This is a genomic window from Sphingomonas sp. (assembly GCF_031380695.1).
Classification (GTDB): Bacteria; Pseudomonadota; Alphaproteobacteria; order Sphingomonadales; family Sphingomonadaceae; genus Sphingomicrobium.
In genome coordinates this window covers 1-11,708 of the sequence record NZ_JANMWY010000141.1, presented here as the reverse complement: position 1 = coordinate 11,708, position 11,708 = coordinate 1, and the positions used below count along the sequence as shown (strand labels likewise).

Annotated in this window: 11 protein-coding genes; 4 read left to right on the top strand and 7 right to left on the bottom strand. The window is 67.2% G+C overall.

Annotated features, from left to right (window positions below; all coding sequences use genetic code 11):
- From RMN84_RS05270 to RMN84_RS05260, 3 genes are all read right to left on the bottom strand, one after another.
- A partial coding sequence (locus RMN84_RS05270) for an ATP-binding protein (RefSeq protein WP_405051442.1) occupies positions 1-1,276 on the bottom strand: 1,276 nt, incomplete at its 3' end.
- The gene (locus tag RMN84_RS05265; protein ID WP_309611148.1) at positions 1,273-1,938 is read right to left on the bottom strand and encodes a response regulator transcription factor; all 666 of its coding nucleotides are present in this window, start codon (positions 1,936-1,938) and stop codon (positions 1,273-1,275) included. The genes RMN84_RS05265 and RMN84_RS05270, both read right to left, overlap by 4 nt.
- A 130-nt stretch (positions 1,939-2,068) precedes the next feature.
- Complete coding sequence (locus RMN84_RS05260) at positions 2,069-2,365, bottom strand: PepSY domain-containing protein (RefSeq protein ID WP_309611147.1); 297 nt, start codon at positions 2,363-2,365, stop codon at positions 2,069-2,071.
- A 228-nt stretch (positions 2,366-2,593) separates the two neighbouring features.
- Between RMN84_RS05260 and RMN84_RS05255 the strand changes: the two genes are divergently transcribed.
- The 3 genes from RMN84_RS05255 (at position 2,594) to RMN84_RS05245 (ending at position 5,784) form a co-directional block, all read left to right on the top strand.
- Entirely contained in the window at positions 2,594-4,498 is a 1,905-nt protein-coding gene (locus tag RMN84_RS05255; RefSeq protein ID WP_309611146.1) for an ABC-F family ATP-binding cassette domain-containing protein, read from the top strand.
- Between the two features lie 108 nt (positions 4,499-4,606).
- Positions 4,607-4,768, top strand: a complete 162-nt coding sequence (locus RMN84_RS05250) for a hypothetical protein (protein WP_309611150.1) — start codon at positions 4,607-4,609, stop codon at positions 4,766-4,768.
- Positions 4,769-4,875: 107 nt separating this feature from the next.
- Positions 4,876-5,784 (top strand): cation diffusion facilitator family transporter, encoded by a 909-nt coding sequence (locus RMN84_RS05245; protein ID WP_309611145.1) that lies wholly within the window; start codon positions 4,876-4,878, stop codon positions 5,782-5,784.
- Here the strand turns inward: RMN84_RS05245 and tilS are convergent.
- The 4 genes from tilS to ptsP all read right to left on the bottom strand — a co-directional run bounded on the left by tilS (position 5,781) and on the right by ptsP (position 10,747).
- Entirely contained in the window at positions 5,781-6,713 is a 933-nt protein-coding gene (gene tilS / locus RMN84_RS05240) for a tRNA lysidine(34) synthetase TilS (protein WP_309611144.1), read from the bottom strand. The two genes, RMN84_RS05245 and tilS, sit on opposite strands and share 4 nt — an antisense overlap.
- A gap of 4 nt (positions 6,714-6,717) precedes the next feature.
- The gene (locus tag RMN84_RS05235; RefSeq protein WP_309611143.1) at positions 6,718-7,575 is read right to left on the bottom strand and encodes a tetratricopeptide repeat protein; all 858 of its coding nucleotides are present in this window, start codon (positions 7,573-7,575) and stop codon (positions 6,718-6,720) included.
- Positions 7,576-7,586: 11 nt separating this feature from the next.
- Positions 7,587-8,405 carry a RodZ domain-containing protein gene (locus RMN84_RS05230; RefSeq protein ID WP_309611142.1) on the bottom strand — a complete coding sequence of 273 codons (819 nt, stop codon included), beginning with the start codon at positions 8,403-8,405 and terminating at the stop codon, positions 7,587-7,589.
- Between the two features lie 71 nt (positions 8,406-8,476).
- Positions 8,477-10,747 carry a phosphoenolpyruvate--protein phosphotransferase gene (gene ptsP / locus RMN84_RS05225; RefSeq protein ID WP_309611141.1) on the bottom strand — a complete coding sequence of 757 codons (2,271 nt, stop codon included), beginning with the start codon at positions 10,745-10,747 and terminating at the stop codon, positions 8,477-8,479.
- A gap of 367 nt (positions 10,748-11,114) precedes the next feature.
- Here ptsP and RMN84_RS05220 point away from each other — a divergent pair, with 367 nt between their 5' ends.
- Positions 11,115-11,498 (top strand): hypothetical protein, encoded by a 384-nt coding sequence (locus RMN84_RS05220; RefSeq protein WP_309611140.1) that lies wholly within the window; start codon positions 11,115-11,117, stop codon positions 11,496-11,498.
- The last annotated feature ends 210 nt before the right edge of the window (positions 11,499-11,708 follow it).

Here is an 11,708-nt window from a genome sequence, read left to right as displayed (position 1 = left end):
TGTCAAGCCGCGCGCCGCGGGCGAAGATCGCTTCGCGCTGGGCTGCGGGAATGCCCGCCCCGTCATCCTCGATGAGGATCGCAACGCGGCCCGCCGCCGCCTTTTCCACCGTCACGAACACCCGTCCGCCGCCATATTTCGCGGCATTCTCGACCAGATTGCCGAGCATTTCGTCGAGGTCCTGGCGCTCGACCCGGACCATTGCCGCGCGGTCCCCGGCGATGTCGACGGTGATGTCGGGATACAGCCGGCTGACCGCCCGCTCGACCGCCCCGACGCTGTCCCACACCTTCGCCCGCGCCTGCGCCGACGACCGCCGGCCCAGCGCCCGTGCCCGCGCCAGATGATGATCCACCTGCCGCCGCATCGCCGCTGCCTCGCGGATCACCGTATCGGCCAGGTCGTCGCTGCGCGCGGTCGCGGCATTGTTGATCACGGTCAGCGGCGTCTTGAGCGCATGGGCCAGGTTGCCGGCGTGCCGCCGCGCCTCCTCGGCCTGCTCCTCGCTATGCGCCAGCAGCAGGTTGAGCTCGTGCACCAGCGGGTGAATCTCCATCGGGAAGTCCTCGCTGATCCGCTCGCGGCTGCCCGATCGGATCGCAGTCAACTCGCGCCGCACCCGGCGCAGCGGCCACAGCCCATAGAATGCCTGGACCGCCGCAAGCACGATCAGCCCTGTCCCCAGCGCCGCGAAACTCCACACCAGCGTATCGCGCAGCGCGCGAATTTGCGCATCGATCGACTCGCGCGACTGGGCGACCTGGAACCGCCAGCGGATCTTCGACCCCGGCAGCTGCACATCGCGTTCGGCCACGCGCAGCGGCTCGTCGGCAAATTCCCTGCTGTCATATTCGTGCAGCTTTATATCGTTGTGTGCATCGACCCGCAGTCGCCGATCCCACAGCGAGCGCGACGGAAACGTATCCGCACCGCTCCCCGACACCTGGAAATACAGCCCCGAATAGGGCTCCAGGAAGCGCTGGTCCGCTGGCGGCCGGTTGAACCGCACCTCACCATCTGGCCCGATCTCCGACGCGGCGACCATCGCGTTCAGCACATAGGTCATTTGCGCATCGAAATTGTCGACGATCGACCGCGACAGGAAACGGTCCAGCGCGAACCCGCCGATCAGCAGCAACAATCCGATCCACAGCGCGGCAATGCCGATCATCCGCCGCGTCAGTGATCCGGTCGCACGCGCTGCGTCGGGCCGTTCTGCGACCGGCGGGGCAGGGGAGGGCGCCACCGCCGGCGTGGCGGCGGCGGGATCGGTCACGCGGGCAGGTCCTCGAGACTATAGCCCAGCCCGCGGATAGTGGTGATGATGTCCGCGCCCAGCTTCTTGCGGATGCGCGTGACGAACACCTCGATCGTATTGGAATCGCGATCGAAATCCTGATCGTAAATATGCTCGATCAGTTCGGTCCGGCTGACCACCTTGCCCTTGTGGTGCATCAGGTACGACAGCAGTTTATATTCCTGCGCGGTCAGCTTGACCGGATCGCCGGCCTTGGTGACCTTGCCCGACCGCGTGTCCAGCCGAATGTCACCGCTCAGCAGTTCCGATGAGGCATTGCCCGACGCGCGGCGGATGAGTGCGCGCAACCGCGCGATCAGCTCCTCGGTCTGGAACGGTTTGGCGAGATAGTCGTCGGCCCCGGCATCCAGCCCGGCGACCTTGTCCGACCAGCTGTCGCGTGCAGTCAGGACCAGCACCGGCATGCGCTTGCCCTCCTTGCGCCAGCGGTCGAGCACGGTCAGCCCATCGACCTCGGGCAGCCCCAGGTCGAGCACCACCGCGTCATAATTTTCGGTTGAGCCGAGATAATGCCCGTCCTCGCCATCGGTGGCGAGGTCGACGGCATAACCCGCCCCTTCCAGTGTCGAACGCAGCTGGCGCCCCAAATTCGGTTCGTCCTCGACGATCAGCACGCGCATGGTCGCTCCCCTGAAATCATATTCTTAGGTGTAACACGCGCGACGATGAACGGTTGCGCAACGGCAACGAGTTGGGGCGGGCGACGGGGAAGGTCAAGTGGCCCCGCATGGGGCAGCGGTACGGAAAGGACTACCGCCCCGTTTCCCCGATCACGCGCCCGGTCGCGGCATCGACATCGACCCAGATCACCCGCCCGTCGCGGACGAACTTCAGCCGATACGTCTGGCCGCGGAATTCAGGTCCCAGATAGTCTGCCCCGCCCATCGTCGGCACAATTCGCCGTTCGATTGACGGCAGCGGCATCGACCGGCCTTCCTGCGTCGCCCGAAACGCCCGGTCCTGATCGCGCGGCCGCTCGGCCAGCACGGGGCCGACGATCAGCGCACTGCCAAGGGCAGCGGCGAACAGGGATGGGAACAGACGCATGGCACTTCTCACTTCACCGCCGGTCTAAGGACAAGGCATTGAATGACTTATGAATGGCCTTGTCCAGTCCCGTTCAGGCGGCTTTGCCGCAGCGCTGTGGCCGATTGGTCACGAACCCCGGGGGACGCCGCCGCCCTGCTCGGCTTTCTTGAGAAGAGCCTGATTCACGTCATCCGTGAAAGCGTAAAGCGCTTTCACCTCAAACGATCAGGCTCTAGGGCGCGCGCCATGCCTCCCCCCATCCTCAGCTTTGAAAATCTCGGCCTCGTCCAGGGCGAAGGCTGGCTGTTCCGCCACCTCGACATCCACGTCGGCCCGCGCGACCGCCTTGCCCTGATCGGCCGCAACGGCGCGGGCAAGACGACCCTGCTCAAATGCCTCGCGAATATCGTCGACACCGACGAGGGAAAGCGCAGCATCGTCCCCGGCACGAAGGTCGTTCTGCTCGAACAGAATCCGGTGATGACTGGGCACGACACGCTGGAGCAATGGGTGCTGGCGGGCGACGACGCGCCGCAACCGCATGATGCCGCCGCCATCGCCGACCAGATCGGCATCGACCTCTCGGCCCCGACCGCGACCGCCAGCGGCGGCGAGCGGCGCCGCGCCGCGATCGTCCGCGCGCTGGCTCAGGACCCCGACGTGCTGCTGCTCGACGAGCCGACCAACCATCTCGACCTCGCCGCGATCGAGTGGCTCGAACAATGGCTGGCGCGGTTCAAGGGTGCGTTCATCGTCATCAGCCACGACCGCACCTTCCTCGCCCGTCTGACCAAATCCTGCCTGTGGCTCGATCGTGGCACCGTCCGCCGGGCGGAAATCGGCTTCGGCGGCTTCGATGCCTGGACCGACGCGGTCTACGCCGAAGAAGCCCGCGCCGCCGACAAGCTCGACGCCAAGCTCAAGATCGAACTCCACTGGCTCGAGCGCGGCGTGACCGGCCGCCGCCGCCGCAATCAAGGCCGGCTGGCGAAGCTCAACCAGATGCGTGCGACGCGCGCGGCGATGCTCGGCGGGCCGGGCACGGCCGCGCTGGCGCTCGGCCGCGACGATGTGAAAACCAAGGTCGTTATCGACGCCGAGCATGTGACGAAGAGCTTCACCACTGAGCTGGGGGAACAGCGCACCATCATTCGCGACTTCACCCTCCGCATTCAGCGCGGCGACCGCATCGGCATCGTCGGCTCGAACGGCACGGGCAAGACGACGTTGCTCAAGTTGCTGACCGGCGAACTGTTGCCCGACGAGGGCAAGGTCAAGCTCGCCAAGACGCTGTCCGGCATTGTCATCGATCAGCAGCGCCGCCTGATGGACCCCGGCCGCACGGTGCGCGAAGTGCTGGCCGAGGGTGGCGACTGGATCGACGTGCGCGGCGAGAAGAAGCACATCAAGGGCTATCTCAAGGAATTTCTGTTCGCCCCCGAACTGAGCGAAGCGCCGATCGCCAGCCTGTCCGGCGGTGAACGCTCACGCCTCCTCCTCGCCCGTGAGTTCGCGCGCGAATCCAACCTCCTCGTGCTCGACGAGCCGACCAACGACCTCGATCTCGAAACGCTCGATCTGCTGCAGCAAGTCATCGCCGATTACGACGGCACCGTCCTCATCGTCAGCCACGACCGCGACTTCCTCGACCGCACGGTGACGGTGACGCTCGGCCTCGACGGCTCGGGCAAGGTCGACATCGTCGCCGGTGGTTACGAGGACTGGGTGCGCCAGCGTAATCCTTCCCGGAACGATCGGCAGGGAAAACGGCCCCCGGCCGTTTTCGGGCAGGCCGGGGGCCTGACCGATCTGCCGATGGGGGACCGCGCGAAGCGTGGTGGAGGGGCCTCTCCACCCGCACCGCCCCTCCGTCAGCCCAATGGGCTGCCACCTCCCCGTTCCGGAGAGGACCGCCGCAAACTCTCCTTCAAGGACCAGCGCGACCTCGACCGCCTCCCCGCCGAAGTTACCCGCCTCGACCGCGACATCGCCGAAGCGGAGAAAGCTCTCCACGACCCCGACCTCTACACTAGTAACCCGACCAAATTCGCCGCCCTGACCAAAACCATCGACACCAAACGCGCCGAAAAGGAAGCGGCAGAAGTACGCTGGCTGGAAGTGGCCGGTATGGCAGAGGAACTGGGGCGGTAAACTGCGGCGAGGCGAATGTCGGCTTTCGGCCGATTGTGTTGAAGACTTTCGCTTCAAGTTGTCGTGACGGCCATCAATGGCCCTGCTGAGACGGGAGATGAGCGGATGATGAACGGGTGGATGGGGGCGCAGGAAGCGCTGTTCTACGGCTTCAGCCTCGCGGATCAGGTGCCGGCGGGGCACCTGCTGCGCTTGATCGACCGGTTCGTCGACCTGTCCGGCATCGCCAGTACATCCGGAAAAGTAGATCCTGAAGCCAGGCCAGCATGACGGTACAGGGGTGATCGATCTCTCTCCCCCCATGATATAAAGTCCTGAATCGATGCAACGGACAGCCACGCATTGCCGCCGCGCTTCCATCGCGACATAGCGGCCGGATGAGCGGTTCGCAGCATGATCACGGGCATGGCCACAACCATGCGCCGGCGGAGTTCGGTAGCGCGTTCCTGCTCGGGATCGTGCTCAACCTGGGCTATGTCGCGGTCGAGGCTGTGTTCGGCTTCTGGGCCGGGTCGGTCGCGCTGATCGCCGATGCCGGGCATAATCTGTCCGACGTGCTGGGGCTGGCGATCGCGTGGGGCGGGGCGGTGCTGATCAAGCGCAAGCCGAGCCCGCGCTTCTCCTATGGCCTGAAGAAATCGTCGATCCTGGCGGCGCTGATCAATGCGCTGATCCTGCTCGTCGCGATCGGGGCGATCGCCGCCGAGGCGGTGCAGCGGCTGGTCTCGCCCAGGTCGTCGGACGGGATGACGGTGATGATTGTCGCCGCCTTAGGCATCATCATAAACGGCGTGACGTCGTGGCTGTTCGCGCGCGGGCGGCACCATGACATCAACATTCGCGGGGTGTTCCTGCATATGGCGTCGGACGCGGCGGTGTCGGCGGCCGTGGTCATCGCCGGGGCGCTGATTCTGTGGACGGGCGCGATGTGGATCGACCCGATCGTCAGCCTGATCGTCGTCGCGGTGATCCTGTGGGGGACATGGGGCCTGCTGACCGAGGCGGCGGTGTTGACGCTGTCGGGCGTGCCCAACGGGATCGACGCCGGGTTGGTCGAGCAGGCCCTGGCCCGGCTGCCGGGGGTGGTCGAGGCGCACCATTTGCACATCTGGCCGCTGAGCACGACCGAGACGGCGATGACCGTGCATCTGGTGGTGGCCTCGGGGCGCGACCGGGATTCGGTGTTGCGGCAGGCCAATGCCTATGCCCACGAGATGTTCGGGATCGCGCACTCGACGATCCAGGTCGAGGAGACAGGGCCGGGAGAGTGCGCCGGGGCGCATTAGCGGCGGCGTAGTGGGGCCTCGGTCATGCGCCACGATGCGCCGCCTTCAAGTTTCAGCCTGCCCAGCGTGACGGTCCGCCCGTCAACCAGCGCGTCGATTGCTCGCAAGAGGTCGGGGCCTCGGGGCGGCTTGTCGAACGCCAGCAGGAGCAGGCGCCGCTGGAGTTCGCGAGGGAGGCCGGCGGGATCGAGAGTAATGCCGTCGGCGGTATGGGTCAGGCGGGTGTCGGCGAGGGTGGCGGTCATCCAGTCGAGCGCCTCATCGGCGTCGCGCAGATGGCTGGCACTGGCGGCGAAGCGGGCAGGATCGGCCCAGTCGGCGTCGGCGAGCATGGCGCGGAGCCGGGCGCGGTCGTGGCGCGGGTCGCGGTTGGCGGGATCGTCGAGCGGGGTCAGCCCGGTTTGGGCGACGATCTCGGCGAGTTCGGCGCGGCGCCAGGTCAGAAGCGGGCGGATCAAGGCGATGGAGTCGGTCAGCGGGCGTGAGGGGCGGGTGCCACCAAGGCCGGCGATGCCCGACCCGCGAGCGAGGCGCATGAGCAGGGTCTCGGCCTGATCGTCGGCGTGGTGGGCGGTGGCGACGGCGGTCAGCTGTCGTTCGCGCGCCCACTCGCTCAGGAGGGCATAGCGTTCTTCGCGGGCGCTGGCCTGGAGGTTGGCGGTCGGCGGGTCGGTCCAGCGCGTGGTGAGGGTGGCGTGGGGAATGTTCAGTTTCGCGCAGATGGCGGCGACGTGCGCGGCGTCGGCAGCACTGCCGGGGCGGAGGCGGTGGTCGACGGTGGCGGCTTCGATCGCACCGGGGCGAGCGGCGGCAGCGAGGAGCAACAGCGCCAGACTGTCGGGACCGCCCGAGACGGCGACCCCGATACGGGCACCGGGAGGGGCCAGCGCGGCGAGATCGGCGGCGAAGCGTTCCGCCGCCTCGGTCACCGGATTAGCCGCACTTCGACTGGGCGAGGGCGGCGGGAAGCATGGCCTTGAGCGGCGCGCGCAGGGTCGAGCCGTAGACGGCTTGCAGTTCCGAATAGGCCTTGCACGCCTGGCTCGGCTGGCCGAGCTTCACCAGCGACTGGCCGAGATAGAACAGGCTGTCGGCGGCGCGCTCGCCCTTGGGGTTGCCGCGATAGTTGGCGAGGAGCGCTTCGGCGGCGGCGCGCGGCTGGCCCTTGTCGAGCTGGGCGCGGCCGACAAGGTTGTTGGCCCAGCTGACGCGGCGGTGGCCAGGGAACGCCGCCGCCATCGTTCGCAGTTGGGTAATGGCCGCGTCATATTTCTTGGCGTTCCATAGGTCGAAACCTTTGGTGTAGGCAATTTCGCCGCCGGTTTCGACGTCGGGCACGACAGCGGTTGCGGGTGTCGTCGCCGCAGGCGAGACGATCGCGGCGGGGGTCGCGCCATCGCCAAGCGCGGTCGGGTTAGCGGCGGCGGTGGCACCCGATTCGATCGACTTGAAGCGGCTGTCCTGCTCGGCGCGAAGGCGGGCGAGGTCGGTTTCCATGACGCTCAGCCGGTGGCTATTCTCTTCACTGGTGCGGACGAGGTCGCTCATCTGCCGCTCGACTGCGTCGAGGCGGGTGGTCAGCGTGTCGACCGAATCCTTGGTCGCGGCGGGATCGTCGACGAGCCCGGCGGTGTCGGCCGGCTGGCCCTTGGGGAAGACCTGGCGCTGGACCTGGCGAACCTGATGCTCGAGCCGGCCGAGGCGCTGCTCGGGCGTCGCCGGCTCGCGCGCGGCGAGCGGAGCGGCGAGGGTGGCGACAGCGAGGAGAGGGAGAAGGAAGCTCAGGCGCATGGGCAACCCTTTTACTGGGCGGTGTCGTTGGTCGTGGCGGCAGCCGGAGCCGGGAATGTCGCGGAAGAGACCGGCGCGGCCGGGCCGCGGGCGAGGTCGGCGGGCAGCAGGCTGACGCTGGCAATACTTTTGCCCGCCGGGCCGATCGCCGGGACGTCGCGGCCGCCGACACTGATCCTGAGGCCCTCGGGGCGGCCGGTATCGAGCAGGGGCGCGGTCATGGTGGCAGGAATGGTGAAACTCTCGCCCTGCCTCAACACCGCCTCGCGAAGCGTCGCGCCGCCCTTCTCGCGCACTTTGATCCACACGTCCTGAAGCGCGGTCAGCGAGACCTGGCCGGTGGCGGCGGGTACGGTGACTGGCGTCGTTGCGACCGGATCAACGGGCGCTACGATCTCTGCGCTGTTGGTCGTGGCGGACGCGGCCGGGGTCAGGTCGCGGTTGCGCATGAACGTCAGCGCGACGAGGACGAGAATAACGCCGGCGATCGCGCTGATGATCAACCACTTGGGCATCGTCCGCTTGGGATCGGCGGCCTCATAGACTTCGGCCTGGGCATAGACCTGGCGCGTGCCGCCCATTTCCTCGCGCAGATCGACGCCGATCTGGTCGCGGTCGAGGCCGACGACGGTCGCGATATTCTTGGCAAAGCCGACGCAATAGGCCGGAGCGGGAAGGCTGTCCCAGTTGCTGGCTTCGAGGCTTTCGATGTGGCGGACCGGGATTCGCGTGATTGCGGCGATCGAATCGAGAGTCATCTTCTTCGCTTCCCGCGCGGCGCGCAGGCGCTGGCCGACGGTTTCGGCAACGCTGTCTTCGATCTCGTCCATCTTGCTCCCTAACGCGCCAGCCTTGTCAGTGCAGGAGCGACAAAGTCAACCGGAAGGAACGGACGGCGGCGCTAATCGAGGACCGCGCCCTGTTTGCGGGCCCAGTCGCCCAGTGTACGGCGCATATCGCGCGGCGGCGTGGCGAGGAGCTTGTCCATTTTCGCGCGAACCGCACCGGCATCGATCGAGCGGATCATCGCCTTGATCGGGCCGACGGCGGCGGGGGTGATCGAGAATTGGTCGATGCCGATGCCGATGAGGGCGAGCGCCTCGAGCGGGCGGCCGCCCATTTCGCCGCACAGTCGGACCGGCACATTGGCGGCGCGTGCCTGATCGGTGACGCGTTTCAGAAAGCGCAGGATCGCGGGGCTGAGCCAGTCGTAGCGAGCGGCGAGGCGCGGGTCGGCCCGGTCGGCGGCGAACAGGAACTGGGTCAGGTCGTTGGTGCCGATCGACAGGAAGTCGACCCGGGGCAGAAGAATGTCGAGCATTTCCGCCAGGCTCGGCACTTCGAGCATTGCGCCATATTCGATGCGCGACGGGATCGGCCGCTTGACCGAGGTCGCCCAGGCAAGCTGTTTCTCGAACAGGGCGCGGGCTTCCTCATATTCCCACGGTTCGCACACCATCGGGAACATGACGCGCAGCACGCGCCCGCCAGCGGCCTCGATCAGGGCGCGGGCCTGGGCCTTCATCAGGGTCGAGCGTTCGAGGCTGAGGCGCAGTGCGCGCCAGCCCATCGCCGGATTTTCGCTCTCGTCGCGCGTGTCCTGCAGATAGGGCAGCGCCTTGTCGCCGCCGATGTCGAGCGTGCGGAAGACGACCGGCTTGTCCCCGGCGGTGTCCATGACGCTCTTGTAGAGGCGGTACTGGCTGTCGCGCCCGGGCAGGGTGGCGGCGACGAGGAACTGGAACTCGGTGCGGAACAGGCCGATGCCGTCTGCGCCAGTCGTCTCGATCGCGGCGGCGTCGTCGGCCAGCCCGGCATTGACCATCAGCGCGACGCGCAGCCCGTCCGTCGTGGTCGGCGGTAGCGGGCGCAGCGCGGCATATTCGGCGCGGCGGCGCAGGCTCATCGCCATGCGATTATCGAACTGGGTCGACAGCGAGCGCGTCGGACGGACCGTCACCGCGCCGGCATCGCCGTCGACGAGGATGGTGTCGCCCTCGCTGGCGATATGGCGGATGTCGCCGATGCGGCCGATCACCGGCACGCCCATCGCCCGGGCGACGATGGTGACGTGCGCGGTCAGCGATCCTTCCTCCAGCACCACCGCCTTCAGGCGGCGGCGATCATATTCGAGCAGCTCGGCGGGTCCGAGGTTGCGCGCGATGAGGACCGCGTCCTTGGCCAGCCCGGTCTGGGCAGCGGTGCCCATCCGGCCCGAAACGATCCGTAGCAATCGGTTGGCGAGGTCGTCGAGGTCGTGCATCCGCTCCTTGAGGAGGGGATCGTCAATCTCGCGCATGCGGGCTCGTGTGCGCTGCTGGACCCGCTCGATCGCCGCTTCGGCGGTCAGGCCGCTGTCGATCGCCTCGTTGATCCGCCGCGACCAGCCTTCGTCATAGGCGAACATCTTGTAGGTCTCGAGGATCTCGTTGTGCTCGCCGACGGTGCCGAACTCGGCCTCGCGGGTCATATTCTCGATCTGCTCGCGCATCCGGCGGAAGGCGGCATAAACGCGGGTGCGCTCGGCCTCGGTGTCCTCGGCGACGGTCTGGTGGACGATCACTCGCGGTTCGTGGAACACGGCCACGCCCCGCGCCATGCCGGTGACCAGCTTGAGCCCCGCCAGCCGTACCGCGCCGCCGTCGTTCTGTTCGCCGCCGCGGCGGGTCGAATCGACCAGCCGGGCGCTCGCCAGGATTTCGGACAGGACCATGGCGACGGTCTGTAGCGCCTCGATCTCGACATCGTCGTAGCGGCGCGGGTCGGCGTGCTGGACGCACAGCGTGCCGATGCTCTGCTCGCGGTGGATGATGGGGACGCCGGCGAAGCTGTGGAAATGCTCCTCGCCGGTTTCGGGGCGATAGACGAATTCGGGGTGAACCGACGCTTCGGCGAGATTGAGGACGCGGGCGTCGCGAGCGATGGTGCCGACCAGCCCCTCGCCAAGCGCGAGGCGGGTGACGTGGACCGCTTCCTTGCGCAGGCCGTGGGTCGCCCACAGCTCGAGGAGGTTGTTGCGCAGCAGGTAGATCGAGCAAACTTCGCTGCTCATCGCGTCGGCGATGAGATCGACGACATGGTCGAGCTTGGCCTGCGGCGAGCCGCGCCGGGCCATCAGCGCGTGCAGGCCGGTGAGGATTTCGCGCGCGGTGGTGGCGGCCGAAGTGGGCATGGCGCGACGCTAGAGCCTGATCGTCTGAAGGGGAAGCGCTTCGCGTTTCCGCTGAAGGCGTGAATCAGGCTCTCGTCATATGTTGAGACCATGGTTCACGTTACAGATTGCTTCAATCGGTAACGATTACGGTCGAGCAGGGTCGCGCCGATATGGCGAAATCACTTCGCGATCCCCTCCACTTTGGAGCCGGTCTTGCGAGGCTTCCCAGGCAAGCGGCGGTAAACGAGAGGCGGGTCACGAATGGGCGACCGCCCGGACCCCTGCGGCGGCGCGTTCCGTGCCTGCTCCATCCGCCTGTGCCAGCGCGGTGGAGAGGGGACGGGTGCCGATGCGGTGGGGCGGTCGCCGGGATGGAGACAAAGGCATGGCGGGGGCCCTCCGCGCGGGGAAAGGTGATGTTTTTGGCGGCGGCGTCCGTGGCGGTGTCGGCGGTGTTGATAGCGGCGCCATCGGTAGCGATCGGGCGCGCGAGGTCGGTGACGACATCGAGCGCGAGCTGGCGCGGCTGGCGGCGTTGCTCCACCGTCATTTCGACAGTAGCCGTGCCGACAACCTCCTGCCGGCACTCGCCAACCCGCGCGATGGCGATGGCGCGCGCGTGTTCCTCGACCAGATCCGCGACCTGGCCCACACGCTCGACGCGGAAGCCCGACGGCAGGAGGGCTCAGATCCCGCCGCCGGGGCGATCGGCGACCTGCGGCGCGAACTGCTCGCGCTGATCGACCGGTTCGAGGAGCGGGTGGGGTGAGTGGGAAGTAGAGGTTTGAGTGGGAGTTGGTGACGACTGCTTTCGACCCATATGCAGACGTTTTGGCCAGAACACTCCGGCCGGCAAAGCAGCCGTTATAGCCTCATCAATCGACCCGTTCCGCAACACGGTCACATAGTGGGAGCCATGCCTCGTCCGGTTTCCATTCCCAAATCCAAACCTGACGCTTGCCGTCGTGTTCGAAAGCCA

What these genes read in the sequence shown, in the direction of transcription:
- RMN84_RS05245 (WP_309611145.1), top strand. Translation starts at nt 4,876, where the DNA reads ATGAGCGGTTCGCAGCATGATCACGGGCATGGCCACAACCATGCGCCG.
- RMN84_RS05260 (WP_309611147.1), bottom strand. Translation starts at nt 2,365, where the DNA reads ATGCGTCTGTTCCCATCCCTGTTCGCCGCTGCCCTTGGCAGTGCGCTG.
- RMN84_RS05235 (WP_309611143.1), bottom strand. Translation starts at nt 7,575, where the DNA reads ATGCGCCTGAGCTTCCTTCTCCCTCTCCTCGCTGTCGCCACCCTCGCC.
- RMN84_RS05220 (WP_309611140.1), top strand. Translation starts at nt 11,115, where the DNA reads ATGGCGGGGGCCCTCCGCGCGGGGAAAGGTGATGTTTTTGGCGGCGGC.
- RMN84_RS05265 (WP_309611148.1), bottom strand. Translation starts at nt 1,938, where the DNA reads ATGCGCGTGCTGATCGTCGAGGACGAACCGAATTTGGGGCGCCAGCTG.
- ptsP (WP_309611141.1), bottom strand. Translation starts at nt 10,747, where the DNA reads ATGCCCACTTCGGCCGCCACCACCGCGCGCGAAATCCTCACCGGCCTG.
- RMN84_RS05250 (WP_309611150.1), top strand. Translation starts at nt 4,607, where the DNA reads ATGAACGGGTGGATGGGGGCGCAGGAAGCGCTGTTCTACGGCTTCAGC.
- RMN84_RS05230 (WP_309611142.1), bottom strand. Translation starts at nt 8,405, where the DNA reads ATGGACGAGATCGAAGACAGCGTTGCCGAAACCGTCGGCCAGCGCCTG.
- RMN84_RS05255 (WP_309611146.1), top strand. Translation starts at nt 2,594, where the DNA reads ATGCCTCCCCCCATCCTCAGCTTTGAAAATCTCGGCCTCGTCCAGGGC.